Genomic DNA, 24,777 nt, shown 5'->3' on the forward strand with positions numbered 1-24,777 from the left:
ACCTGTCGATGACCATGGTGTACGCCCGGATCGCCGACCGCACCGTCGCCGACGAGTATTTCGCCGTCACCAGCAAGGTCGAGTCCCTGTACGCGGCAAGCCAGCCAGCCGTGCTGCCCCCCGACGCCGCCGGCCCCGCGATGCGGGCCCTGCGCGCCGAGGCCACCAAGCGGCTGCTCGGCAACGGCTACTGCGCCCGTCCCATCGAGCTCGACTGCCGCTACGAGACGATCTGCGAGTCCTGCACCATGTTCTTCACCACCATCGAGCACCGCCCCACCCTCCAAGCGCAACGCGACGACGCCGACCTCAAGGGCCAAACCGGCCGCCGAGACATCTACGACGCGCTCCTCCAACGCCTCGATGACGCCCCCGCTTGACACCGATCACCCACATAAGACGCCGCTCTTGGAGATGCTCTCCGAGAGCACGAACCTGCCGAAGCGGCCGCGGTGATCAACCCCGCCGTCGACGAGCTCGCCGAGCAGGTCGGGGTGAAGCACGCCTGTGCGTTGCTGGGCCGGCTCCGCGGCAGCCACTACCGAGCGAAGAAGCCGCCGGCCCACGGACCGGCACCCAAGCGGCCCACGCCACCCAACGCCCTCACGCCGGCCGAGCAGGCCCAGGTGCTGGCCGTGCTGACCAGCGAACGGTTCTGTGACAAGAGCGTCTCCCAGGCCTGGGCCACGCTGCTGGACGAGGGCACCTACCTGTGCTCGATGTCCACGATGCACCGGATCCTGCGCCGCAACGACGCAGCCGGGGAACGTCGCCGGCAGGCGGTCCATCCGGCGAAGAAGAAGCCCGAACTGCTGGCCACCAAGTCCGGGCAAGTCTGGTCGTGGGACATCACCAAACTCCGCGGCCCCGGCCGTGGGGTCTGGTTCCAGCTCTACGTCGTGCTCGACATCTTCTCCCGCTACGTCGTGGCCTGGACCGTCCAAGCCTGCGAGGACTCGCAGATCGCCAAGACCATGCTCGAGGAGGCATTCGGCCTGCACGGCATCCCCGACGCGGTCCACGCCGACAGAGGCACCTCGATGACCTCCAAGCCCGTCGCCCAGCTCCTGCTCGACCTGGGCGTGGACCGCTCCCACTCCCGACCACGGGTCAGCAACGACAACCCCTACAGCGAGTCGGCGTTCAAGACCTTGAAGTACGCCCCCGTGTTCCCCGACGTGTTCGGCTCTCTGGCCGACGCCCGCACGTTCTGCGAGGCGTTCTTCACCTACTACAACCACGAGCACCGGCACTCCGGGATCGGACTTCATACCCCCGCCTCGGTCCACTTCGGCACCGCCGCCGAGATCAGTGCTATGCGTCTGACTTAGATCGGCATCTGGCTGGGAAATCAGCCCACAGGTTGGCGGCGTGCCTGAGCGACCGGGAGGTCGGTGCAGGTGTCGAATCCGAAGATGAGCAGTACGAGCGGGGCGGGTCCGGTGGCCCGCAAACCGAAGCGGCATCTGCCGCCGAGCGAGAAGTACGAGTTGTGGGTCTCGGTGCTGACCGGGCAGGCCACCCAGAGCGAGGCGGCCAGCCGGTACAAGGTCGATCGGTCCACGGTGGTCACGGTGTGCCGGACCGCGAAGCAGGGGGCGTTGGACGCGCTTGCGGCCTCGGTGCCGGGTCGTCGCGGCCAGTCGGCCGAGCAGCAGCGGGTGGCCGAACTGGAGGCCGAGGTCGAGCGGCTGCGGGCCACGATCACCGAGCAGGCGGTGGCGCTGCATCTGCACGAGGGAAAAGCTCGTTGGGACTGAGTGCCGGCCCGGTCCCGACCAGGCCCACCGCCGAGGTGAAGGCCGGCTTGCTCGACCTGGTCGACCACGCGGCCGGCGCCGGGTGGTCGCAGCGGCGGGCGTGCCGGCTGCTGGACCTCGACGAGGACCGGGCGACGGCGTGGCAGCGCCGCCGCCGCGAGGACGGGCTCGAGGGTCTGGTCGACCAGGCCCCCGGCGGTGGCGCCGTCCACGGTCTTCTCGACTCCGAACGCGAGGCGATCGTGGAGCTGTTCGAGGCCTGGGGTGGCATCGACCGGTCCCACCGCAAGCTCGCCCACCGCGGGTCGCGGCTGTGCCTGGTCCATGTCAGCGAGTCCACGGTGCGCCGTGTTCTCGCAGATCACGGGCTCATCCTGCCCGGTCCGGCACCTCGGGAGCCGGCGGAGAAGAAGCCCTGGCCGGACTGGCTGGAGTGGAAGCCCCGCAGGATCTGGGCCTACGACTTCACCCACTTCCCGCGCGCCCGACGCTGCGCGGTCGCGGTGCTCGACATGGTCTCGCGCAAGTGGATCGCGACCCTGGTCAGCGCCGAGGAGACCTCCACCCAGGTCGAGGTGTGCTTCCTGGCCGCGCTCGAGGCCGAGGGCCTGCTCGAGGTCATCGACGCCCGGGACACCGCACAGCTGCGCGAAGCGCTGCTGTCCGGGCATCCCGAGCAGATCGAGCGAGCCGTCGACGGAGGCCAGGTCCCGCTCCTGCTCGCGGTCTCCGACAACGGGCCCCAGATGCGGTCCCACTCGACCCGGGAGTTCCTCGCCGGCGTGCACATCGCCCAGCACTTCGGCCGCCCGCACACCCCGACCGACCAGGCCTGGATCGAGACCCTGTTCGGGCACGTCAAGGGCGAGTGGCCCCACCTGGAGAAGATCGTCGATCCCGGCGATCTCGAAGCCGAGCTCGACCACGTCCGCGAGCAATACAACAGCGTCCGCCTTCACGCCTCGATCGGCTACGTCACACCCGACGACGAACACGAAGGCCGCGGCGACGCCATCAGGAAGGCCCGCCGAGACGGACTCGACCAGGCCCGCCAAGAACGCCTCGACCACCACCGACGGAGTCGAGGACAATGAACAACACAACCACGAGCACGACACCAACGCTGATGGCTATTGATCAGCCCGGATGCCGAATTAACTCAGACACACCTCACCTCATGACCGTGAGCGACCAACTCGTGCACGCCGACCGGCGTGATCCCCACCCGGTACTCGTGGTTTTTAACCTCGGTGGGAACGCCGATTTTCACCGGGGGGCTCCTCTGATACCGGCGCGGACTGGTGCGGTCAGACCAGGCCCAACGGGCCGGCCGCCTTGCACCGGATACGGGCGACGGGATCGGTGAGGTAGGCCATCGGCACCTCTTCGAACTCCACGATCTCGAGAGCGGACGGGTCGGCACCGGCGCTGATCGCCTCGTTGCGGGCGGCCGCGATCGCTTCGTCGGCGATCTCCTTGCGGGTGCGCCCGGCCATTTTGTAGACCTTGTCTATCTGGCCCGAAACAGAGGCGATGGCGGCACCGATGGCGTTGGCGATGTCGTAGTTCTCCGGTCGCAAGACTTCGGCGACCCCGTCGATTTGATCGGGGAGGATCACCGACCCGCCGCCGACGGCGATCGCCACGATGTCCTCGCGGGTGGTCTTCATCTGGTCTACCGCTGCTCCCACACGGCCATCGGAGATGGCCATCGCTTCTTGGAAATCGACCTCTGGCGACTCCGGCAGTGCAACGGTGCCCATGGCCGCCCGGCCGGCGTGCACGGCTGCGTCCGACAGCGTGGCTGTCGTGCCACCGAAGACCAAGGCTTCCTCGGTGATGCGGTAGCCAACACTCTCCGGGCCGACCTTGAGCTCGCCGTCGCCGTTGCGGCACAGGGTGCCGCCCCCGATCGCGATGCTCACCAGGTCCGGCATCCGGAAGTTAGTCCGCACTCCGCCGATCTCCACTGCGGCGGCGGACTCGCGGGGGAACCCGTTGATCAGCACTCCGACATCGGTCGAGGTGCCACCGACATCGATGACCAGCGCATCCGTGGCATGGCTGAGATAGCCGGCACCGCGCATGCTGTTGGCCGGACCGCTTCCGATCGTGAGCACAGGGAACCGGAGGACGTAGTCGACGCCCATCAGGGTTCCGTCGTTCTGGGTCAGGTAGGCGACGGCCTTCACGTGATTGCGTTCCATGGCCTCGTGCAGCCCGTTGACAACCTTGCGAGCCACCCCGGCGAGCGAGGCGTTTAGCGTGCACGCGTTCTCCCGCTCGAGCAGGCCCAGCGCTCCGATACCATGTGACAACGAGACAGGGATCTCTCTCCCGAGGACCTCACGCACGATCTCGCCGGCCCGCACTTCGTGCTCCTCCGACACCGGTGAGAAGACGCCGGTGATGGCAACCGCCTCCGCATGAACCCGAACCGATTCGAGGAAGTCCCTGAGTTCCTGGGCGCCGAAGTCGATCAGCGGTTCGCCGGAGATTTCGCTGCCTCCCGGCACGATGACCTCGCCGGCAGACACGGCCGCTCGCAGGTCGGCGGGCCAGTCCAGCAACGGAGGTATCGACATGGTCGCCGGCGCACCGATCCGCACGACCGCCGTCTTGAGCAGATCGCGCCGCTCAAGGATGGCGTTGGTCGCGTGCGTCGTACCGAGCATGACGTGCGTGATGCGCTCGACCGGCTCGTCGAGTTGGCTCAGCACGCTGGCGATCGCCTGCTCGATGCCGGTAGCGAGATCCTTGGTCGTCGCCGCTTTGTGCCGGGCGTACACCCGCTTCTCGGGGTCGAGGATCACGGCGTCGGTGTTCGTGCCACCGACGTCGATGCCGAGGCGCAGGTCAACGTGCTTGAGCATGCTGTTCCTCCACGGGGACGAAGTCGATGTCGTAGCCGAAGGCGCGTGGACCTACCACTTCCAGGCCCCTCGGTGTGCGCCACTGCTCGGGCGCAGGGAAGACGGTCACGACGACCCGCTGGCCGTAGCGGATGTGTTCGGTGACGATGCCGCGGGCGGTATGCCGGTCGAGCAAGGTGATGATGTCGGGAACCGTGGCGAGTGCCTCCCCGTCCTCGATCGCGACCAGGTTCTCGTTCTGGAACTCGATGCGCACGAGCCGGCCCGCGTCCTGGTCAGTGCCCTCGATGACCGCCCCACCGCGCACGAAACCGCCAGCCGTCCGGCGCTCCACCTCGACGACCTTGCCGGTCATGAGCGGATAGGTGTCGAGGACCCCCGCCAATGCGGCGAAAGGATCGTTGCGGGCCTCACGGAGTGCGCGGCCAACGCGAACCGCGTTGGACACCGTCCCGGCGATGACCGGCTGTCGAGCCCGGGCAACGGTCATGGGGTACAGGCCGCTGCAGGCACAACCACCGAGCACGGACACGGCATTCCGCGCGAGTCGCTCCAGCCACACATTCCCCACCGGTTCGAATGTGATCGCCTGGCTGCGCTCGTCGACGAGGACGCAGGGCCAGGCCGGCATGTCGTACAGGTGCGGGGTGCACATCTGGATCTCGGGGAAGGCTCGCCCCATGAGGTCGCCATCGATCAACGGCAGCCGGGCCCGGATCGCCCAGGCAATGGGCAACAGCCCGTTGATGCCGCCCATCTCGAGGGGCATCATTGCCGCGACCTTCCGCCCGCTGTTGGCTTCGATGGTCTCCTTGATGACCGCGCCTTCGCGGCCGCTGGGAATCTTCTCCATCATCACCGTCGGCGCACCGATCATGCCGGCGGCGAATAGGTAATCGTCCTCCGCGAGGTCGTCGAGCCTGATCACGTCGGCCGGGCCGAGTTCGCGCACGGCGCTGAGGGTCATCATCAACCCGACCCGAGGATCGCCGCCTCCCCCGCCGGCGAGCACCGTACATCCCACGGCGAGGTCTTCGACCTCCTGCTCACCGAGCGTGGACAGACCAGCCTCAGTGGCCGCCGTCATCGAACCTCCTCCGCCTCTTGAAGGGCGAACATCACGTCCTCGGGTGTAATGGGGATGGCGTTGAAGGTGCGACCGGTCGCATGCCGGACGGCCGTGGAGATCGCGGCGGCCGACAACACGATGGGAGCCTCGCCGATACCCTTAGCGCCCAGCCCCGTCTGCGGGTCCGGGTTCTCGAGAAAGACGACCTCGACGTCAGGGATGTCGACGGCGAGCGGAAGACGGTAACTCTCCAGGCTTCGCTCCACCAGGCGCGCGTCGTCACCGATCCGCTGGCTCTCGTAGAGGCTGTAGCCGATGCCCTGAGCGATCCCGCCCTGCACCTGGCCACGGGCACCCACCGGACTGATCACCTTGCCGGCGTCCTGCACCACCACGTAGCGCACCACGTCGACATTGCCGGTCACGTCGTCGACCTCGACGACTGCGAGGTGGACGTGGTAAGTGGGGGTGCACATGGTCGTGAAGAGCGCACCCGTCGCGCAGCCAGCGTCGAAGGGGACCGGGGGCGTCGCATACGAGGACGTCGCCGTGACCGCTCCCCCGGTGAAGGTGGCCGCAGCGGCGACCTGTCCCAGCGGCACCGTGGCACTCGGCGACCCCTTCACCCGGGCCTGTCCGTCGACGAGTTCGATGTCGTCGACGTGCGCCTCTAGCAGGCCAGCCGCGGTGGCGAGCAGCTGCTCGCGGACCTTCGTGCTGGCTTCCAACGCGGCGGTGCCGACGATCGCTGTCGTCCGGCTCCCCTGCGAGCCGCCGTCGTACCCGGAGATGTCGGTGTCGGGCATCGAGGCGCGCACGTCGCCTTCGCTCAACCCCAGTGTGCTCGCGACGATCTGTGTCAGGCCCATCGACACCGCACCCGAGCCGTTGTCGTTGGCCGCGGTGACCAGACTCGCCGTGCCGTCCTCGGACATCTTGATCGTGACCTCGCCCGGAAGCGGGTTGGTCATCCACACGGCGGCCGCGATCCCCACGCCCTGGTTCGGCCCTAGATTGTCGAGGATCTCCTGCCACGGAGCCCGCTCCTCGAGTCTGTCGAAGGCCTGGCGCAGAATGCCGGCCTGCTCCAGCACCTGGCCGGTGCGGCTGGCGTCGCCGTCCTCGAACAGGTGCCGCAGCCGGTACTCCCGACGATCCACACCCAGGGTGTCGGCGATGTGGTCCATGTGCTGCTCTTGCGCCATGTAGAGGTACACCCCGTTCACGCCCCGGAACGCCCCGGTCGGCGGGGTGTTGGTGTACCAGAGCCGGCACACGGCGCGCATGGGCCCGTGCAGTTTGTAGACCGCGCCGATGACCGTGAGCGGAAGGGAGGCAAGCCACGGCATCTCCCCGGAATAGGCTCCGTTGTCCATCTCGCACGTGAACTGACGGCCGATCATTCGGCCCTCGTCGTCGAGTGCTGTCCGGATCGTCATCGTGGCGTTCTCGCGCATGGGGCAGGTGAGGATGTCCTCGGCACGACTGAGGCGCACCTGCACAGTGCGGCCCGTGACCCGTGCAGCTAAGGCCGCGAGTGGCTCAACCCAACCGTCGAGTTTGGCGCCGAACCCGCCGCCGATGGTCTTGCCGACCACGCGGACATCGCTGAGCCGCACCCCCATGAGTTGGGCCACGCGCTCACGGACATTGAAAGGATACTGCGTGGCCGTGTGCAGGATATATCGCCCGTCCGCGTAAGACGCGGTCGCCGCCTTCGGTTCCAAGTAGGCCTGGTATTGGCGGTTCGCGGTGAAGGTGTCCTCGACGACGTGAGCCGCGCGGGCGAATGCCTCGTCCACGCCATCGGGTTCGGCGCGCACCTCGCAGGCGCAGTTCCCCCATCGGGGGTGATCGACCCCGAACGTGGGCACATAGCTCTGCCAGTCGGGGTGGATGACGTGCCCCTCGCCGGCCACCGCCTTGGCCATGGTGACCGCTTCCCACTCCTCGATCTCGACCCGCACGGCGGCCGCCGCGGCGATGGCAGCAGCCCGGGTCTCCGCCACGACTATGGCGATCGGTTCGCCTTCGTAGCGCACCTGGTCGGAGGCGAGGATGCGCTGGTCCTGCAGGACCCAGCCGCCGTAGCTGTCCGGCTGGTCCGCGGCGGTAACCACGCCCACGACCTCCGGCATCCGTCTGGCGGCCCCCACATCGACTCCTACGAGGCGGCCTGCCGGGACGGGTGAGCGCACGACCGCGGCGTGCGCCATCCCCGCCTCGACGTGGTCGACGCCATATTGCGCCTTCCCGGTGACCTTGGCGACACCGTCGGTGCGGTCCATGGTCCCGCCGATGGTCACGCTCACGCTTCGACCTCCTGTCCGGTGCCGGCCGCGAGAGAATCGGCCACGACGGCCTGCACGGCCTCGATGATCTGCGCGTATCCGGTACAACGGCAGATGTTGCCGTTGACGGCGTCCGCGATGTCAGCCCGTGAGGGGTTGCTTTCGCGCTCGAGGAGGGCGGTGACTGCAACGACGAAACCTGGTGTGCAGAAACCACATTGGATGCTGCCGCTGCGCACCATGGCTCGCTGCAGCAGGGACGGGACGCCACCATCGGATAATCCTTCGACGGTGCGCACACGCCGCCCACCGCACGCAGCCGTGGGATAGATGCACGCATCGATGGGCCGGTCGTCCACTAGCACGGTGCACGCGCCGCACTCCCCTTCGAGGCAACCCTCCTTGCTCCCCCGAAGGTTGAGCCGGTCGCGCAACGTGTCCAGCAGGGTCTCCGCCCCGGGCACGTCGACGGTACGGTCGACTCCGTTTAACGAGAAGGTCACTGAGTTGCTGGTCATGCCACGCTCCTTGCGGCGTCGACGTGGTCGCTGCTTCGGGATAATGCCTGGGCGACGGCCCGCGGCAGTACGGCCAGTCGATAGCGTCGGCTCGCCCGCACGTCGTCGATGGGGTCGGCGCCCTCGAGGGCGGCGCGCCCCGCCGCGGCGAACAAATCGGCGGTGGGTCGCTGGCCGATTAGCAACTGTTCGGATGCCGGCGCACGGTGCGGGATCGGACTGACCGCGCCGACGGCGACGCGCGCGTCGGCGATCGTCCCAGTCGACGGGTCCACGACGAGTCGTGTGGCGACGGCGACGATGGATACCTCCATCGCCTTCCGCCGTCCGACTTTGACGAACGCCTCACCGGAGTGTTCGGGCGTCGGTGCGATGGTGATCCCGGTGACCAGTTCCTGCGGTTCCCGTGCCGTCTCCCGGCGACCTTTGACGAACTGATCGAGAGGTAGCGTACGTTCCGAGCCCCGACGGGACAGGTGCACCATAGCGTCATGCACCAGTAGCCCCGGGGTGAGGTCCGCGGCAGGCGACGCGTTGACGATGTTGCCGACAACGGTACCGATGGCTTGGGTCTGCCAGCCGCCCACCTGCCGGGCCGCATCGGCGAGGGCGGCGAGAGCGCACGTGGCCGGATCCGATCGCACCATTGCGTGAGTCACGAGGGCGCCGAGGTGCAAGCCACCCTCACCGGCCGCGACGGTGCCGAGGCCCGGTACCCGCTCGATGTGGAGCAGCACCTGGGGGCTGAGCTCTCCTCGGGCGAGTTGGATCATCACATCCGTTCCGCCGGCGATCAGTCGGGCCTCACTGCCCAACTCGTCCAGCGCGTCGACGACCTCCTCGAAGGTCGTGGCCGAATGAAATCGCACCGGGGATTGCATCGGATTTCCTCCCGCTGATTGTGTCCGGCTTTCGGGCGCAGCCGCCCGATAACACAGACTGCTTTGTCGAAGGACTCTAGGCTTGTCATTGCGGGCCTTGGGTAGGCAGTATGCATGTGATGTGGTCAGAACATGTGCGACGCGCACCTGCCGCCTTAGGCACGCGAACCCCCGACGGTCCGAGCGAGCCGCTGCCGCCGCAGGCGACGACGACGATCGGGTCGATCGTCAGCCTGCTGGGCGAGGATGAGCCGGGATCGATCGAGCTTCTCGAGGGGAGTCCGGACACTCGGGTCAAAGAGGTCCGCCTAGTCGAGAAGCTGGATCAGATCGAGCACATCAGGGCGCAGACCCTGATCGTCCTCGATCATGGGTTGTCGACGCAGATGGACGGCTATCTGCTGGACGTCGCTGTGCGCCGGGCCCTGGGGAGACAGGCGGCCGCGATGGCCGTGATTGTCGACGCCGGCCTACGCATCTCCACGACCGCTCGGGCTTTGGCGCGCAAGTCGGGGCTAGGGCTGTTGCGCTTGAGCAGTGCCCGCGATGTGAACACCGTCCTCCACGGGCTCGCCTTGCAGTTGGCGGACGAACTGCACCTGACGATCGGCCGGGCCAGGCGTGCCTGCGACGCCATCAGCCAGGCGGTCGGCCAAGAGCCCTCGGCTCTGGCAGGACTCGTCAGCAGCCTGATCGGCTGGCAGGTCGGGGTGGGGCCGGCTCCTCAGGATCCGGGCAGCCTGTCGGTTCCCGTCGTGTTCAGCGAGCCACGCGGCCCCCACTTCGTATCCGCCGTACCGAACGGTGCGGATGCCGGCACCCTCCTTGATCTCGTGCTGTCTCGCATGTCCTTGCAGATGACGGCCAGGGCAGCCGTCGAACGAACCCGGATGCTGTCCGCAAGCGAGGTCCTTCGGCAGTTCATCACCGGGGACGCCAGCGCCCGGGAGGAATTGGCCACGTTGGCTTTACGTCTCGGCATCCCGGTCGATGAGTGGCATGTCGTCATCCGGTTCGAGTTCGTCACCGGCCGCGGGCACGAGGACCAACTCCCGTACGAGGGCCGGGAGCGTCTCGCCCGCGTGGCGCTCGCTGCCGCGCGTGCGCTCGGCGGGACCTGGCACGTCGCTCAGGAGCCGGGGGCGGTCATGTTGGTCCTGTCCACCCCCACCTGCGGCCCCGCGGAGGTCGGCACGCACCTGCAGCGCAAAGCCACCGCCATCCTCGACGCCCTGCGCCGGCCGGTACCCGAGTTCCGGGCGCATATAGGCATCGGCAGTCCGCGGCTCGGGTCCACCGGGCTCGCCGGCAGCGCTACCGAGGCGCACTTGGCGGCTACCCACGCGCGCTCGACCCGGCGCGTGAATGTGCCGGTCAGCTTCGACGCTGTCGGCATCCGGACCACGGTCGTCGAGTGGTACGGCTCCCCGACGGTACAAAAGTCGATCGACGCCTTGTTCGCCCCGGTCGACAAGCTGCCGAGGAGCCGACGCGCCGGCACGATCGAGATCCTCGGAACGTATCTGGACTCGGGCGGTTCGATAGCGAGAACCGCGGAAGTCATGCACCTGCACCGCAACGCCGTCCGCGCTCGCCTCAAGCGGGCGGTCGCGCTGCTCGACGTCGACCTGGACGACCCTGATCAGCGCCTTTTTGTCCATCTGGCGTGTCGCTCGCGATCGATCATGACGCCAAAATAGGCGGCGAGCGCCCAGTCCTGCCAGCGTGCCAGCGTGACCCAGGCGCCTCAGGCACGACCTGTGCGTTCTGCACTCATTGGCTGCTGCTTAGTGCAGATGTGAACCTTCCCAAGCAGTCACAGGCTGTCTAGCGTTTCTTACAGCTAAGGCGCTGTGCCATCGCCTGTCCGACCCCGACAAGGCTCAGATCGGCGGCGCATCGCCTCACCACCAGCCCCGTGAGTTCGACGCGACGCGCATCAGGAAGGCGACACAGGATGGGTTCGACAAACGTAAAGGTGGGGCTGCTGATCTTCAGCTCCACGCCGCCGGAAGACTTGGCGCACGTTGCCAAGACGGCGGAGGATTCCGGGTTCGACGAAGTGTGGATCCCAGAGGACTACTTCTTCGTGGGTGGGCTCACCAGCGCCGCCATCATCCTGGGCGCCACGGAAAGCATCCCCGTCGGTATCGGGATCCTGTCCTCGGTGGTGCGCCACCCGGCGGTGACCGCCATGGAAGTGGCCACCTTGGCGCGTGCCTTCCCCGATCGCCTGGTCCTTGGCGTGGGCCACGGGGTGCCAGTATGGGTTGCGCAGATGGGCCTGACCCCGAAGTCCCCGTTGCAGTCCCTGCGCACGTGCGTCGAATCGATCACCAAGCTGGTCAAGGGCGAGACGCTGAACACTTCCGACGGGCCCTTCACCTTCGACGACGTCAAGCTGGTCCACCCGGTCGGCAAGCACGTCAATATCGTCACCGGGGTCATCGGACCGAAGTCCCTCGAACTCTCCGGCGAGATCGCCGACGGCACCGTCATGAGCGTCGTGGCCGGCACCCGCTACCTCGATTACGCGCACGAACACATTGCCAAGGGGGCGGCCAAGTCCGGGCGTGACGCCAAGGCTCACCTGATGCCGACCTTCGTCATCTACCACGTCGACACCGACGCGGCCAAGGCGCGCCGGATAGCCCGAGAGGCGCTCGCCTTCTACCTCCAGGCGATCGGACCCACCCCGATGACCGGCGTCTACGGCATCAACGACGAGCTAAAGGAACTGCTCGCCCTGGGCGATCTCAGCCAGATCGCCGAGCAGATCCCCGAGGAGTGGCTCGACTGGTTCACGATCGCCGGGCTCCCCGAGGACTGCGCGACCAAGATGGCCGCGCTACGGGACGCCGGCGCGACGAGCGTGATCCTCTCGCCGTACCCGCCAGAGGAAGCCACCCGAATGATCCACCTCACCGCCGCGGAAGTGCTGCCGGCGGGCGGTCCACCGCACGGGCTCCTGAGCCCCTGCCCCGTCACTACCCCAGCGCCACGGTCGTGGAGGCCGCAATGACAGCTACTACAGATCCCCGTCAATTCACCGGAAAATCCCAACTCCGCACCGAAGACGCCCGTCTTCTCAGCGGTCACGCTCAGTTCCTCGACGACATCACCGTTCCCCGGATGACGGAGGCCGCCGTGCTGCGCAGCCCGTTGGCACATGCCCGCATCGTGTCAATCGACGTCTCGGAAGCGAAGGCGCTGCCGGGTGTGCACGATGTCATCACCGGAGCGGACCTGGCGGCCGTCGCCGGGGAACAGCCCGTCATCTGGCGACCCATCCCCGACCAACGGATCCCCACTATGTACGCCCTCGCGGTCGACACGGTGCGCTGGGTCGGGCAAGGCGTGGCAGCCGTCGTCGCCGACACGCGCTATATCGCCGAGGACGCCCTCGAACTGATCGACATCGACTACGAGCCGTTGCCCGTGGTCGCCGACCTCGACGACGCGCTCGCGCCCGACGCCCCGCGGATCTACGAGGACTGGCCCGACAATGTCACCGGCTCACTCACGATCACCCAGGGCGACGCGGGGCCCGCATTCACCGCGGCGGACGTGGTCGTCTCAGGGAGCTTCCGCCACCACCCCTCATACGGGTGCCCGATCGAGACCCGCGGGTGCATCGCCGATTTCGATCCCTACGCCGACCGGCTGAGCATGTGGACCACTACGCAGTCGCCAAACCTGGCTCGCGAACTACTGGCCCAGGTCCTCGGGCTGGATGTCAGCAAGGTCCGGGTCCGCACCCCCGATCTAGGCGGCGGATTCGGGATGAAGTTCGACTTCTACCCCGAGGACGTCATCGCGGCCCTGTTGTCCAAGCGCATCGGCCGACCGGTCAAACTGTTGGAGGACCGGCGCGAGAGTTTCTTCGCCTCCTCGCGTTCGCGCGACATGCGCCACGACTTCGAAATGGCGCTCACCAGCGACGGGACCATCACAGGGCTGCGAGGCACGGCATACGGAGTCATGGGCGGCGCCTTCGGCACGGTCGGCTCCGGACCGCCATGGGCCTCGATCCTGACCTCCATGGGGCCCTATCGGATCCCCAACCTGGAACTCACGATCAAGCCTGTGCTGACGAACCGCTCCCCCTACGGTTCCTACCGCGGTTGGGGCGTGCCGAAAGGCAACCTCGTCCACGAGCGACTCATCGAACTCGCTGCCCGCGAACTCGGGGTGGACCGGATGGACATCCGCCGCAAGAACTTCCCGGCACCCGAGGAGTTCCCGTTCTTCAGCGGCGCGGCGTTCAGCTACGACAGCGGCCGTTACGCCGACTGTCTGGACCTGTGCCTTCAGGCCGTCGCAGACGCAGCCTGGGAGGACCGGAAGGCCGCCGCCGCGGCGGAAGGCCGATCCCTGGGGATCGGTTACGGCTTCCACGTGGAGCCGGGCGCCTACGGTCCGAGCCGCATCCTCAACCTTGTGGGCCTGGACCACTCCGGCTTCGACGAAGTGTGCGTGCGCATGGACTCCTCAGGCAAGGTGACGGTCTTCTCCGGCCAGATCAACATGGGCCAGGGCACCCACACCGTCTATGCCCAACTCGCCGCTGACGGGCTGGGTGTCCCGATGGAGGACATCACCGTCGTCACGGGCGACACCGACTCCTGTCCCTACACCGGATACGGCACCGGCGGCAGCCGCGCGCTGCCCCTGGGCGGGGCGGCGATCATCAACGCCACGGGCCGGTTGCGCGCCAAGCTGATACGGATCGCAGCCAGCATGCTAGAGGCTAACCCCGAGGACATCGAGATCGACAGCGGCCGGTTCTTCGTCGCCGGAACCGCGAGCCAGGGAGTGACGACCGCGGAGATCGGGCGCGCGGCATACCGCAATCTCAACGGGCTGCTCCCGGAGGAGGAAACTCCCACCCTAGAAGAGGTGGACGTCTTCGACCCACCGAACATGACCACGTCGTACGGATGCACCGCTTTGCTCGTCGAAGTCGATCGCGAGACCGGCCAGGTCGACCTGCTCGACTGCATACAAGCCCACGACGCCGGCGTCATCGTCAACCCGATGCTTGCCGACGGGCAGCTCGCCGGTGGGCTCGCTCAGGCGTTCGGCGGCGGCCTGTACGAGGAGTTCGTCTACGACGAGGACGCGCAGATGCGCACCGCGAGTTTCATGGACTTCCTCCTGCCCACCGCCTCGGAGATCCCCCCCTTTACCTTCGTCCACCAGGAGACGCCCGCGCCCGACATTCCGGGCGGGATGAAGGGTCTCGGTGAGGCCGGCACGATCGCAGGGGTCTCCCTTGTCGGCAGCGCCATCGACGATGCGCTTCGCGACCTCGGTGTCGCCGTCGATGAATTTCCCGTCACTCCCCCACGCCTGCTCGCCCTGATCGAGGCCGCGCAGGAAGGCGCCAGCTCCGGGGCCGACAAGGAGGGAACGCGATGAAGATGCCCCTGCTCGACTATGTTAGGGCCAGCACTCTCGATGAAGCGATCGGGACGCTCACCCAGCACGCCGACGAGGCCAAGATCCTCGCCGGTGGCCAGAGCCTCATCCCCCTGATGAGCTTTCGCCTGGCCCACCCGTCCGTGCTCGTCGATGTCACCGCGGTGCCAGAGCTTGCCGGTGTCTCCAGGGAGAACGGTCACCTAAGCATCGGCGCCGCGACCCGGATGCGCGCAGTCGAGACCGACCCCGCTGCTGCCGCGGCCGTGCCGCTCCTGCCGCCGGCGCTGGCGCACGTGGGCCACCCCGTCATCCGCAACCGGGGCACGATCGGTGGCACCATCGCGCACGCCGATCCGGCCGCCGAACTTCCGACGGTGCTGACCGCCCTGGGCGGCAGGGTGGTCGTTCAGGGCCCGCAGGGCAGGCGTGAGATCGCGTCCGAGCAGTTCTTTGCGGGACCGCTGACCACGGACCTCGCGGAGGACGAGGTGCTGACCCGGGTCCTGTTCCCCGTCCTTCCGGCAGGGACCCGGGCCGGTGTCGAGGAACTCGCCCGCCGGCACGGCGATTTCGCCATCGCTCTGGCCGTAGCAGCGGTGCATCTCGACGACGCGGGCCGAGTGGACCGGGTCCATGTCGGCGTCGGCGGGGTCGACCAGGTGCCGAGGCGACTGGCCGCCGTCGAAGCTGCGCTCCTCGGCAACGAGCCGACGGCTGAACTGATCACCGAGGCCGCCGGCCAGACGGAGAACGCCATTCGCCCGATCGACGATGTCCACGCGTCCGCGGCCTACCGGCGCAAGGTCGCGCGCGTCGTGGTCGCCCGAGCCCTGAAGAAAGCCGTCACCAAAGCCGAGGAGGCTCCGCTGTGAGCACGCGAACAACCGTCCGCCTGACCGTCAACGGCCGCGCCTACGAAAGCGATTGCGAGCCGCGGCTCACCCTGGCCGACTTCCTGCGCCGCAATTGCGGCCTGACCGGCACGCACCTAGGTTGTGAGCACGGCGTATGCGGTGCCTGCACGGTGCTGATCGACGGCGCCTCCGCCAGGGCCTGCCTCACCCTCGCGGTCCAGGTCGACGGCGTGGAGATCACCACGGTCGAGGGGTTGGCCCCACCCGGGGAACTCAACACCCTGCAGCAATGCTTCAGGGAACATCATGGCCTGCAATGCGGCTTCTGCACCCCGGGCGTCCTGATGTGCGCGACGGAGTTGCTCAAGGAGAACCCGAACCCCACCGCAGCGGAGGTCCGCCGAGGTATCTCGGGCAACCTGTGCCGGTGCACCGGGTACGACGCCATCGTGCGCTCGGTACTCGCCGCCGCCGAGGCAGCACATGAGAACTCGCAGGAGTCGGTTTCATGAAGTTCAGCAATGAGATCAGGGTCTCCGCACCACGAGATCGGGTGTGGGAGATACTGCACGACGTCGAGGCCGTCGTTGCCTGCCTCCCCGGCGCCGAGATCACCGGGAAGGCCGACGACGGGGCCCTCGAAGGAGCCATGCGCTCCAAACTCGGTCCGCTGTCGTTGACCTTCGCTGGCAAGGCCCGACTCACTTACGACGAGAACGCATCGAACGTCACGATCGCCGGATCCGGTGTGGACAAGCGCGGCGGTAGCCGGGCGAATGTCACGGTCGTGGCGGGCCTAAGGCCTCAAGGCGAGGCCACGGACGTCACGCTGGAATCGGACCTCACGCTGTCCGGGAATGCGGCCCAGTTCGGTCGCACCGGTCTACTCGAAGAGGTGGCAGGCCGGATCCTGGAAGAGTTCGCTGCGTGCCTGGAAGGCAAGCTGGCGGCGCACACGCCGGAGCAGGCAGCGCAGATCGCGGCCGCTCCGCCGAGTGGGATCCGGTTGTTCTTTGCTGCCTTGATCGCGCAGATCCGCCGCCTGGTACACGGCCGCTCCCGGCGACCACGGGGTCCGCTGCACGATTCGAGGGGCGCGATATGAGGATTGGGTACAAGGCGTCGGCGGAGCAATTCGGGCCGGATGAGCTGGCCCAGTACGCGGTGCTGGCCGAGCACGTGGGCCTGGATTCGGTCATGATCTCCGATCATTTCCAGCCGTGGCGATTGACCGGTGGGCATGCGCCGAGTGCGCTAGCGTGGATGGCGTGGGTGCTGGCGCGGACCGAACGGGTGGTGGTCGGCACCTCGGTCCTGACCCCGACCTTCCGCTACAACCCCTGTGTGATCGCGCAGAGTTTCGCGACCATGGGCGTGTTGGCGCCGGGCCGGGTGATCCTGGGAGTCGGGACCGGGGAGGCGCTCAACGAGATCGCCGTCGGTTCGGTGCCGGATGGGGCGTGGCCGGGGTTCTCAGAGCGGTTTGGCCGGCTACGAGAGGCCGTGCGGTTGATCCGGGCGTTGTGGACCGACGAAGAGGTGACCTTCGAAGGCGAGTATTACCGCACCGTCGGGGCACGGATCTTTGACCGGCCGGCGGAGCCATCGCCGGTGTATGTCGCGGCCGGTGGGCCGACGGTGGCCCGGTATGCCGGGCGGGTCGGCGCGGGATTCATCTGCACCTCAGGTAAGGGCACGTCGTTGTACGCCGACGAGTTGCTGCCTGCGGTGGCCGAAGGCCGGGCGAAGGCCGGCCGGACCGGTGAAGCGATCGACCGGATGATCGAGATGAAGATCTCCTACGACCGCGACCCCCAGCGAGCGGCGGAGAACTGCCGTTTCTGGGCGCCGCTGTCGCTGAGTGCCGAGGAGAAGCACTCCATCGCCTCCCCCCAGGAGATGGAAGAGGCTGCGGATCAGCTCCCCCTGGAAACCGTGGCCAAACGGTGGATCGTCACCTCCGACCCCGCGGAAGTAGTCGCCCGCGTCAAGGAATACACCGACCTCGGCTTCGACCACCTTGTCGTTCACGGCCCCGGTCACGACCAAGAACGCTTCCTAACCAGCTTCACCGAGGACGTCGTCCCCGGGCTGCGCGAACTCACTCCCGGCCGGCCGTAACAAACAGAAGGAGTGAGTATGCCGCATACCTCCGATCTCGGCACCCTCACCGCCGACTGGACCGAACTCGCCATCGACGGGCCCTACGGCCGGTTGCAGGTTTGGACCGCGGGCGATGACGACGGCCGGACCCCTGTCCTATTCATCCACCCGATCAACACCCAAGGCCGCATCTGGGCCGAAGTCGTTGCGCTGCTCGGCCCCGGGAGGCGGTACGTCCTGCCCGATCTGCACGGGCACGGAGGGTCGGACGTGACCGGGGACTTCGGACTCGATGCCTGGACTGCGGACCTGACGGCGGTAATCGACAATGTCGTGGGCGCCGGATCCTTCCATGTGGTCGGCGGGTCCCTCGGCGGGCCCCTCGCGGTCTGCGTTGGGGCGGCATACCCGGATCGCGTGCGCTCCCTGACGGCGATGGGTGCCTCCCTCCACTTCGAAGGCGTCGAGGTCGAGGACGTGCTCGCGACCTTCGACCGCTTGGGGATACCGGGGACCTTTGAGGAGGTCTTTCCGACCCTGACGTTCGGTCCCGACGCCCCACGGGAGGTCATCGACCGTGGGCTCGAGCTTGCGAACCACAATGACGTCGAGACCGTCAAACGGATCTGGTACGCAACGATTTCCAGCGACGCAGATGACATCGCGCCCCAAGTGCGCTGCCCGGCGCTGGTGATCAACGGTGAGCACGACGCGACCTGCCCGGCTCCCCTCGGACTCGAAATGGCCCGGGCGCTGAACACCGAGCAGGTCGTGATGCCCGGGATCGGTCACCTGCCCATGCTGGAGTGCCCGGAACGGATCGCCGACCTGGTGGGCGCGCACCTGGACCGCAACGAGAGCCCGGCCGGCGCCGTATGACGTACTCGATTCTTTTGCGGGACAACGGGACCGGAGATATCGGAGTCGCCGTCCAGTCGCACTTCTTCGCGGTGGGACGCTTCGTGCCCTGGGCCGCTGCGGGCGTCGGTGTCATCGCGACTCAGTCCATCGTCGAACCCCGGTATGGCCGGGACGGACTGCGCCTGCTCCGCGACGGCGCACATCCCGGCGAGGCGCTCGACGTCCTGCGCGAAAATGACCCCGACCATGAGATGCGACAGGTGGCGATCATGGACACGCAGGGTGCGATAGCTGCGTTCACCGGAGCCAACTGCATCCCGGCAGCCGGGCACGTCACCGATACCGGAATCAGCGTGCAGGCAAACCTCGTCGAATCCGACGGGGTGTGGCCCGCAATGGTTCAGGCTGCGCAGGGCGAAGGAACGCTCGCGCGGCGACTGCTGGCCGCATTGACGGCGGCCGAATCGGCTGGCGGGGACATCAGGGGCCAGCAGTCGGCTGCCCTGCTGGTCGTCAAGAGCTCGGATACCGGGCGGCTCACTGAGGACTGCGTGGTCGATCTGCGAGTGGACGATTCGACAGATCCGCTTGGCGAACTCGAGCGGCTGCTGCGCCACCACGAGGCCTTCGGCGGCCTACTGGAGATGCTCATGACCGAGGGCCTGCTCTCGGGAGAGCTGACGGCGGATCAGGCGACGATCGCGAACACTCTGGACGTCCTCGGGCGGGCCCAGGTGGTCCTCGGCGACGACAACGTCGAACCGACGGTATGGCGTGGCCTGCTCCTCGCGCGCTGCGGCGAGAAGGACGTCGCCCGCCGCGCCTTCCGGGACGCGAGCGCCGCCGAGCCACGGACCCCCGAACTGGTCCGGCGCCTCGCCGCCGCGGGCATGTGGTCCGGCACCGATGACGCTCTCGATGCCCTCTTAACCCCCTGAACCCGATAAACCCTCGTGCCGTCCGGCACCTGACACACAGGAGAAACACCGATGTCCGAACAAGAAGACCGCGAAGCCATCCTCGACCTGCACCGCACGTGGTGGGAGGCCAACCACCAGCTGATCATTCCGGAGATGCAGTCCGTCTTCCCCTCCGGTGACGCCTACTTGATGTTCAACCTCAACGGGCACCCGTACTTCGGCATTGACGAGAAGACGAAGCTGTGGGAGCACTACCAGAAGGAACTCGACATCGTCGAGTACCCCGACATCGAGATCATGCGTCTAACCATCTCAGGGGACATGGCCTGGCTCGCCTGCGAGGGCATCTTCCCGCTGCGCTCCATCGGCGCCAGCGGAACCGGCTCGGAGACCTGGCGTCTCGAAACCGACGAGGCCCAACAGGTCGATCAGTTCCACCTGCGGGCCACCGAGGTCTATCAGCGGGACGACGGCGACGGCAACCCCGTCTGGAAGATGTGGCACTTCCATTGCTCGCCCATGCCTCCCACGGACGAGTCGCGCCCGGGGCTCGGGGGCACCCAGGACGAGCGCGGCGTGGGTGGCGGGCCCGGCATCACGCCGCTTCGAGTCACCCACTCCGGTAAGCGGAAGTGACGACGTGGTCGAAACGTGGTCCCCGGTGCAGGATGACCCTCCTGCACCGGGGACAGCATTCACCCGCCTGAATCGCGTTCCACTCGGTCTCATAAACTTCACGCGTAATGGAAAAGGATAAGCAAGCACAAGTCTGCGAGCTGCACATTTGCACAGCGATCGTCGTTGCATTGCAAGGCCCCGAAAACGGCCCGTTCTTCAGGTCCGTGGTGACGTTTTCGGATTTTCGTGCCGCGTCCATGGTGGATTATGCGCTCTCGGTTGAGAGTGCGTGGTGGGTGTAGTGTGCGGCTTCGTATTTGATGGGTGGAACCATACCGAGGGTGCCCTGGAGGCGGTCGTGGTTGCAGCACGTCACCCAGTCCTCGGTGGCCTTCGACGTCAGCCAGGCCCTGCCAGGGTCCGCAATGGAAGACGTCGGTGTCGATACATTTGGCCCTGTACCGGCCAATATTCGCCTCCGCAAGCGCGTCATAGGCATCGCCCAAGGTGTTCCCCCTGCAAAGAAAGCTACTGCCGCCCGAAGCACCCTGTTGTCCTCCTCGAGGCGGTGGACCCTGGCGCGCAACGCCTTGATCTCATCCCGCTCCGACGTGCTCAACGCGCCCGGACCGGCCCCGTCCGTGACTTGCCGGCCCAGCCCGGACCGTTCGGCAGTCCTAGCCGGCCGGGCACGGCGGCACACGCCGCCGTCAGCGAGTCATACGCGCCCAACTCCTCGTTCACCATCTGGGCGCCCGCTCCTTCGCCGCGACGTCATACTTCTCGGCATACCTGTATGCTCCTTGGAGAGAAAGGATGTGCCACGATTTCCCGGACGCTTCAGTGTAAGCGTGTGCAATAGTTGCATCTAACGGATGCCCTCCGTGAGCCACCAGGATCGAACCCGAGAAAGGTCCAATCATCCCGCCCCACAAGGGCGTTCGTGCTCAACGACACACCGCAACCACAAAACCACCGGTGATTCAGGCTGAGGCGCGTGAGTAGGAGCCGGAATTGTCACTCAAAGGGACCGTCATGCGACGGGCACCAAGATCGATGTCAACACGAACTGACGGGAGTAGCCCCGTCACTCCTTTGAAATAACTCAGATGGAGACTGCATATGACTTCGCTGATACGGATCCCGAAGCTTGGTCCACTTCAGCTTGCGTGCGGGATGCGGCGCCGCATGGACAGTAGGAACTCAGACCGCACATGGCTCGTCGTAGTCGCCGCCTCGCTCTGGGGCCTGTCGGCCCTTTGGCGCGGCCCGCTCGCAAAGGATTACCCGGCCCTCGCCGTGGTGTTCTGGGAACATCTTGTCCTCGTTTGCCTTGTCTGCCCGTTCCTGAGGCGGGCCGTGCGACACGTGATTGCGGCGAGTGCGCGCACGAAGATCAGCGTCCTTGTCATCGGGGCCGGGTCATCGGCGCTCGCCACGACCCTCTTTACTGCCGCGTTCCGGGCGGGTGACCCCATAACCCCCCAGGTGCTGCAGAAGCTTCAGCCGCTCATCGCCGTCGCGCTGGCGACCGTTATCCTGGGCGAGCGGCTGCGCTTCTCGTTTGGCATCTTTCTCGTCCCAGCCCTCATCGGAGCGTGGCTTCTCGCCTTTGCCAACCCTTTCGCCGTCACCGTTTCCAGCGCGCAAGCCGCCCTGCTGGCCGTGGGCGCTGCGGCACTATGGGCAGCTGGCACCGTACTGGGTCGCGCCGCGCGGGCTGAGCTGTCATTCGGCGACCTCACCGCGCTGCGGTTCGGCGTGGGCCTCGTGACGCTGGTCGTCATCTCAGCCGTCACGTCGACGCCGCTGGCACTTGGTTGGGACGCTGCGCCGAAGATCCTCCTTCTGGCGCTCTTCCCTGGCCTAGGTGCCCTCGTCCTCTACTACCTGGCACTAGGTCGCACGCCGGCGTCGCGCGCCACCCTCGCCGAGCTGGCCTTTCCGCTCACCGCAGCGATCGTCGGCATCGTCGCGTTCGGCGCCCGCCCCACGGCTACGCAATGGCTGGGGATTGCGATGATCCTCTCGTCGGTCATCGGCCTCGCCCTGCACGAACAATTCAGCAGCAAGCCGTCGGTCGACGCCCCCGTCCGCGCGGAGGACCTCCTGATCTGACCGTCCCACCCACGAGTCGCACAGTCGACGCGTGAGCGCCGAGCGGGCAGTGGCTACCACCTACATGAAAGAGCAGGTCGCCACGTCCTCGTAGGAGTCCACTTGCGCCGAACTCCCATGATTGTCGCGACATCATGGAAATTCGCGATGTGCTGGGCGCATTGAGGTGCACCGAGGAGCAGTTGTCGTGTTTCACTGGGTTGTAGAACCATGATCTCGTCAATAAACGTGGTGCCTTGTGGCCCCGTAGACGCAGAGCCGTCCCGCTGGTCCATCGTCATTCCGTTCAAGGGCACAGCGAGCGCCAAGTCACGGCTAGGACCCGGGCACAACGGTCCGGGTCTGGCCAAGGCGTTCTTGCTCGATGTCCTCGCCGCAGTGCATGGCAGTCCGGCTGTCGCACGCGTGGTCGTCGTGAGCGCGAACGCAGCAATCGGGTCCCAGGCAGCTGTCGATGTCCTGAGCGACACCGGTGGAGGGCTGAATGAGTCGGTGCAAGCAGGCGTGGGTTGGATGCGGTGCCGGGCTCCTCGGAGCCCGGTGGCCGTGGTGCTGGCGGATCTCCCCTCGTTGAGGTCCCACGAAGTCACCCAAGCGCTCGCTCTGGCTAGTCAACACCCACGGGCCTTCGTGCCGGATTCAACCGGATTCGGCACCACGATGATTACGCTGGCACCGAGCGTCGATTTTGCGGCGCGGTTCGGCAGCCAGTCGGCTGCTGCGCACTTTGCGGCGGGATTCGTGCGCGTGGAGGTCCCCTCCTCGTCAGGGCTACGACGGGACGTCGACACCCCACAGGACTTGGCTTCTCTCCTTTGCCCGGGGATCAACACGACCGCCTTTCTGCGCGGCGATGACTGCCGCGGATGACCATCGCCCCGACAGCTTTCGGTCGACCGAGGAAATGGGCTCTTCCCCGTTGAGGCTGTCAATGGCCAGGCTCAGGTCCCCAGTTTTGGCCAGGTGAAAGTCTCCACCCCCCTGCGAGGCAGGGCCTCGGCAAAGTCGGTTCGTAGGGCATTGACCTGCGGACCGACTTTGCCGAGGCCCTGGATGGACGCCGACGGGGATATGCGTGAGCACGCCGACATCGTCGAGATCACCGGCCTACTCCCGAAGGAGATGACCGAGAAATGGCCGACGGGGATGCGGGTGATCGTGCGCCGTGAGCATCCCCATCCCGGCGCGCAACTCTCCCTTTTCGAACACGCCGATGGTGGCGCTACCAAGCGTTCGCGACCAACACCACCACCGGACAGTTGGCGTTCCTCGAAGCCCGCCACCGCGCCCACGCCCGCGTCGAAGACGTCATCCGGAACGCCGAAGACACCGGCCTGGGACGGCTCCCCTCCCGCGACTACGGCATCAACACCGCCTGGCTTCTCGCCGTCGGCATCGCGGCCGACCTGACCGCCTGGCTACGACTGCTCGCGCTCCCCGAAGCACTGAAGACCTGCGAACTGTGGTTCCCCGGAACCACACCGAGGACCTCGAAGACCCGCACCGCAGCGCCACGCGGCACACAACGCCTGCCCACCACACACCGACAGCACCACCGCGCACCTCAGAACATCAAACAGCAGCCCCGTGAGAGACGGAGGCTAGCGCGAATAAAATGACTTCGCGTAGACCCGGGGCGATGCATCCGCCTGATCCGGATCATCCTCCGATGGCGCTCATGGGGCGGTCGGGCTGGTGGAAGTCCGGTCGTCCGATGCCGTGGCCACGGGCCTTGCGCCACATCTCGCCGCGGATGATGGCCTCCAGGTCGGCGTCGTCCGCGCCGTCGCGCAACGGCCCGCGCAGGTCGGATTCGCTGTTGGCGAAGAGGCAGTTGCGCAACTGGCCGTCGGCCGTCAGGCGCACCCGATCGCAGGCGGCGCAGAAGGGCGCGCTGACGCTCGCGATGATGCCGACGGTATGCGGTCCGTCGTCGATCAGGTAGCGCTCGGCGGGTGCGCTGCCACGACCGTCGAGGGGGGTGAGCCGGTAGGTCTTCTCCAGTTCGCTGCGGATCTCGCCGGCGGTGACCATGGTGCCGCGCTGCCATTCGTGGCCCGCGTCGAGGGGCATCTGCTCGATGAAACGCAACTCGTAGCCGCGATCGAGACACCACGCGAGCAGGTCGGCGACGTCCTCGTCGTTGATTCCGCGCATGGCGACGGCGTTGACCTTGACCGGCGTCAGGCCGGCGTCCTGAGCGGCCTTGAGCCCGGCCTCGACATCGCCGAGCCGGTCCCGCCGCGTCAGCGCGACGAACTCCTGCGGGTCGATCGTGTCGAGGGAGACGTTGACCCGGTCCAGCCCGGCCGCCCTGAGTGGAGCGGCCAGCCGGTCCAACCCGATTCCGTTGGTGGTCATGGCGATCGTCGGCCGCGGGTCGAGGTCGGCGATGCGCTCGACCACGCTCACCAGTGACTTGCGCAGCATCGGCTCGCCGCCGGTGAGACGGATCTGGCGGACCCCGAGGCGCACGAAGAGCCCGAT

Annotated in this window: 24 protein-coding genes and 1 pseudogene; 18 read left to right on the forward strand and 7 right to left on the reverse strand. The window is 67.1% G+C overall.

What is annotated here, in order from left to right:
* From BN11_RS24825 to BN11_RS18690, 4 genes are all read left to right on the forward strand, one after another.
* Positions 1 to 380 (forward strand): hypothetical protein (locus BN11_RS24825; protein ID WP_201329308.1); only part of this gene is annotated, 380 nt, incomplete at its 5' end.
* A gap of 72 nt (positions 381 to 452) precedes the next feature.
* Positions 453 to 1,331 carry an IS3 family transposase gene (locus BN11_RS18680; protein ID WP_083433882.1) on the forward strand — a complete coding sequence of 293 codons (879 nt, stop codon included), beginning with the start codon at positions 453 to 455 and terminating at the stop codon, positions 1,329 to 1,331.
* 84 nt (positions 1,332 to 1,415) lie between these two features.
* On the forward strand, positions 1,416 to 1,760 hold the full coding sequence (locus BN11_RS18685) for a hypothetical protein (protein ID WP_201329309.1): 345 nt from the start codon (positions 1,416 to 1,418) through the stop codon (positions 1,758 to 1,760).
* Positions 1,751 to 2,854 (forward strand): integrase core domain-containing protein, encoded by a 1,104-nt coding sequence (locus BN11_RS18690; protein ID WP_083433883.1) that lies wholly within the window; start codon positions 1,751 to 1,753, stop codon positions 2,852 to 2,854. The genes BN11_RS18685 and BN11_RS18690 overlap by 10 nt, the downstream gene beginning before the upstream one ends.
* Before the next feature lie 77 nt (positions 2,855 to 2,931).
* Here the strand turns inward: BN11_RS18690 and BN11_RS25930 are convergent.
* From BN11_RS25930 to BN11_RS18715, 6 genes and pseudogenes are all read right to left on the reverse strand, one after another.
* Positions 2,932 to 3,030 (reverse strand): annotated as a pseudogene (locus BN11_RS25930) (hypothetical protein); the annotation flags it as partial.
* A 37-nt stretch (positions 3,031 to 3,067) separates the two neighbouring features.
* The gene (locus tag BN11_RS18695) at positions 3,068 to 4,633 is read right to left on the reverse strand and encodes a hydantoinase/oxoprolinase N-terminal domain-containing protein (protein WP_048699842.1); all 1,566 of its coding nucleotides are present in this window, start codon (positions 4,631 to 4,633) and stop codon (positions 3,068 to 3,070) included.
* Positions 4,617 to 5,720 carry a DUF917 domain-containing protein gene (locus tag BN11_RS18700; protein ID WP_048699844.1) on the reverse strand — a complete coding sequence of 368 codons (1,104 nt, stop codon included), beginning with the start codon at positions 5,718 to 5,720 and terminating at the stop codon, positions 4,617 to 4,619. Before BN11_RS18700 ends, BN11_RS18695 begins: the two co-directional genes overlap by 17 nt.
* Complete coding sequence (locus tag BN11_RS18705) at positions 5,717 to 8,014, reverse strand: xanthine dehydrogenase family protein molybdopterin-binding subunit (RefSeq protein ID WP_157044278.1); 2,298 nt, start codon at positions 8,012 to 8,014, stop codon at positions 5,717 to 5,719. The genes BN11_RS18700 and BN11_RS18705 overlap by 4 nt, the downstream gene beginning before the upstream one ends.
* On the reverse strand, positions 8,011 to 8,511 hold the full coding sequence (locus tag BN11_RS18710; RefSeq protein ID WP_048699847.1) for a (2Fe-2S)-binding protein: 501 nt from the start codon (positions 8,509 to 8,511) through the stop codon (positions 8,011 to 8,013). Before BN11_RS18710 ends, BN11_RS18705 begins: the two co-directional genes overlap by 4 nt.
* Complete coding sequence (locus tag BN11_RS18715) at positions 8,508 to 9,392, reverse strand: FAD binding domain-containing protein (protein WP_048699849.1); 885 nt, start codon at positions 9,390 to 9,392, stop codon at positions 8,508 to 8,510. The genes BN11_RS18710 and BN11_RS18715 overlap by 4 nt, the downstream gene beginning before the upstream one ends.
* Positions 9,393 to 9,526: 134 nt before the next feature.
* Here BN11_RS18715 and BN11_RS18720 point away from each other — a divergent pair, with 134 nt between their 5' ends.
* The 14 genes from BN11_RS18720 to BN11_RS24830 all read left to right on the forward strand — a co-directional run bounded on the left by BN11_RS18720 (position 9,527) and on the right by BN11_RS24830 (position 23,909).
* The gene (locus BN11_RS18720) at positions 9,527 to 11,092 is read left to right on the forward strand and encodes a PucR family transcriptional regulator (protein ID WP_048699851.1); all 1,566 of its coding nucleotides are present in this window, start codon (positions 9,527 to 9,529) and stop codon (positions 11,090 to 11,092) included.
* Between the two features lie 257 nt (positions 11,093 to 11,349).
* The gene (locus tag BN11_RS18725) at positions 11,350 to 12,414 is read left to right on the forward strand and encodes an LLM class flavin-dependent oxidoreductase (RefSeq protein WP_083433884.1); all 1,065 of its coding nucleotides are present in this window, start codon (positions 11,350 to 11,352) and stop codon (positions 12,412 to 12,414) included.
* Positions 12,411 to 14,813, forward strand: a complete 2,403-nt coding sequence (locus BN11_RS18730; protein WP_048699855.1) for a xanthine dehydrogenase family protein molybdopterin-binding subunit — start codon at positions 12,411 to 12,413, stop codon at positions 14,811 to 14,813. The genes BN11_RS18725 and BN11_RS18730 overlap by 4 nt, the downstream gene beginning before the upstream one ends.
* Positions 14,810 to 15,688, forward strand: coding sequence for an FAD binding domain-containing protein (locus tag BN11_RS18735; RefSeq protein WP_048699857.1), 879 nt, complete (start codon positions 14,810 to 14,812; stop codon positions 15,686 to 15,688). Before BN11_RS18730 ends, BN11_RS18735 begins: the two co-directional genes overlap by 4 nt.
* On the forward strand, positions 15,685 to 16,182 hold the full coding sequence (locus BN11_RS18740) for a (2Fe-2S)-binding protein (protein ID WP_048699859.1): 498 nt from the start codon (positions 15,685 to 15,687) through the stop codon (positions 16,180 to 16,182). Before BN11_RS18735 ends, BN11_RS18740 begins: the two co-directional genes overlap by 4 nt.
* Positions 16,179 to 16,775: an SRPBCC family protein gene (locus BN11_RS18745; RefSeq protein WP_048699861.1), complete on the forward strand. Its 597-nt coding sequence runs from the start codon at positions 16,179 to 16,181 to the stop codon at positions 16,773 to 16,775. The genes BN11_RS18740 and BN11_RS18745 overlap by 4 nt, the downstream gene beginning before the upstream one ends.
* Positions 16,772 to 17,791 carry a glucose-6-phosphate dehydrogenase (coenzyme-F420) gene (fgd, locus tag BN11_RS18750; RefSeq protein ID WP_048699863.1) on the forward strand — a complete coding sequence of 340 codons (1,020 nt, stop codon included), beginning with the start codon at positions 16,772 to 16,774 and terminating at the stop codon, positions 17,789 to 17,791. The genes BN11_RS18745 and fgd overlap by 4 nt, the downstream gene beginning before the upstream one ends.
* An 18-nt stretch (positions 17,792 to 17,809) precedes the next feature.
* The gene (locus BN11_RS18755) at positions 17,810 to 18,652 is read left to right on the forward strand and encodes an alpha/beta fold hydrolase (RefSeq protein ID WP_048699865.1); all 843 of its coding nucleotides are present in this window, start codon (positions 17,810 to 17,812) and stop codon (positions 18,650 to 18,652) included.
* Entirely contained in the window at positions 18,649 to 19,572 is a 924-nt protein-coding gene (locus tag BN11_RS18760; protein ID WP_053084187.1) for a DUF1028 domain-containing protein, read from the forward strand. Before BN11_RS18755 ends, BN11_RS18760 begins: the two co-directional genes overlap by 4 nt.
* 51 nt (positions 19,573 to 19,623) lie before the next feature.
* Positions 19,624 to 20,190, forward strand: coding sequence for a YybH family protein (locus BN11_RS18765; RefSeq protein WP_048699868.1), 567 nt, complete (start codon positions 19,624 to 19,626; stop codon positions 20,188 to 20,190).
* 107 nt (positions 20,191 to 20,297) lie between these two features.
* Positions 20,298 to 20,474 carry a hypothetical protein gene (locus tag BN11_RS25455; protein WP_235435547.1) on the forward strand — a complete coding sequence of 59 codons (177 nt, stop codon included), beginning with the start codon at positions 20,298 to 20,300 and terminating at the stop codon, positions 20,472 to 20,474.
* Between the two features lie 820 nt (positions 20,475 to 21,294).
* Entirely contained in the window at positions 21,295 to 22,290 is a 996-nt protein-coding gene (locus BN11_RS18770; protein WP_235435548.1) for a DMT family transporter, read from the forward strand.
* Positions 22,291 to 22,500: 210 nt separating this feature from the next.
* The gene (gene cofC, locus BN11_RS26220; RefSeq protein WP_083433885.1) at positions 22,501 to 23,160 is read left to right on the forward strand and encodes a 2-phospho-L-lactate guanylyltransferase; all 660 of its coding nucleotides are present in this window, start codon (positions 22,501 to 22,503) and stop codon (positions 23,158 to 23,160) included.
* Positions 23,161 to 23,549: 389 nt separating this feature from the next.
* Positions 23,550 to 23,909 carry a transposase gene (locus tag BN11_RS24830; RefSeq protein ID WP_053084188.1) on the forward strand — a complete coding sequence of 120 codons (360 nt, stop codon included), beginning with the start codon at positions 23,550 to 23,552 and terminating at the stop codon, positions 23,907 to 23,909.
* A gap of 40 nt (positions 23,910 to 23,949) precedes the next feature.
* Here the strand turns inward: BN11_RS24830 and moaA are convergent.
* On the reverse strand, positions 23,950 to 24,777 hold an 828-nt coding region (moaA, locus tag BN11_RS18785; RefSeq protein ID WP_048699433.1), incomplete at its 5' end, for a GTP 3',8-cyclase MoaA.

Source organism: Nostocoides australiense Ben110, from assembly GCF_001050535.1.
Lineage (GTDB): Bacteria > Actinomycetota > Actinomycetes > Actinomycetales > Dermatophilaceae > Nostocoides_A > Nostocoides_A australiense.

Bases quoted from the DNA above. Each gene is read 5' to 3' on its own strand.
- BN11_RS18685 (WP_201329309.1), top strand. From the start codon at position 1,416: ATGAGCAGTACGAGCGGGGCGGGTCCGGTGGCCCGCAAACCGAAGCGG.
- BN11_RS18695 (WP_048699842.1), bottom strand. From the start codon at position 4,633: ATGCTCAAGCACGTTGACCTGCGCCTCGGCATCGACGTCGGTGGCACG.
- BN11_RS18700 (WP_048699844.1), bottom strand. From the start codon at position 5,720: ATGACGGCGGCCACTGAGGCTGGTCTGTCCACGCTCGGTGAGCAGGAG.
- BN11_RS18710 (WP_048699847.1), bottom strand. From the start codon at position 8,511: ATGACCAGCAACTCAGTGACCTTCTCGTTAAACGGAGTCGACCGTACC.
- BN11_RS18715 (WP_048699849.1), bottom strand. From the start codon at position 9,392: ATGCAATCCCCGGTGCGATTTCATTCGGCCACGACCTTCGAGGAGGTC.
- BN11_RS18725 (WP_083433884.1), top strand. From the start codon at position 11,350: ATGGGTTCGACAAACGTAAAGGTGGGGCTGCTGATCTTCAGCTCCACG.
- BN11_RS18730 (WP_048699855.1), top strand. From the start codon at position 12,411: ATGACAGCTACTACAGATCCCCGTCAATTCACCGGAAAATCCCAACTC.
- BN11_RS18735 (WP_048699857.1), top strand. From the start codon at position 14,810: ATGAAGATGCCCCTGCTCGACTATGTTAGGGCCAGCACTCTCGATGAA.
- BN11_RS18745 (WP_048699861.1), top strand. From the start codon at position 16,179: ATGAAGTTCAGCAATGAGATCAGGGTCTCCGCACCACGAGATCGGGTG.
- fgd (WP_048699863.1), top strand. From the start codon at position 16,772: ATGAGGATTGGGTACAAGGCGTCGGCGGAGCAATTCGGGCCGGATGAG.
- BN11_RS18755 (WP_048699865.1), top strand. From the start codon at position 17,810: ATGCCGCATACCTCCGATCTCGGCACCCTCACCGCCGACTGGACCGAA.
- BN11_RS18760 (WP_053084187.1), top strand. From the start codon at position 18,649: ATGACGTACTCGATTCTTTTGCGGGACAACGGGACCGGAGATATCGGA.
- BN11_RS18765 (WP_048699868.1), top strand. From the start codon at position 19,624: ATGTCCGAACAAGAAGACCGCGAAGCCATCCTCGACCTGCACCGCACG.
- BN11_RS25455 (WP_235435547.1), top strand. From the start codon at position 20,298: ATGGAAAAGGATAAGCAAGCACAAGTCTGCGAGCTGCACATTTGCACA.
- BN11_RS18770 (WP_235435548.1), top strand. From the start codon at position 21,295: ATGACTTCGCTGATACGGATCCCGAAGCTTGGTCCACTTCAGCTTGCG.
- cofC (WP_083433885.1), top strand. From the start codon at position 22,501: ATGATCTCGTCAATAAACGTGGTGCCTTGTGGCCCCGTAGACGCAGAG.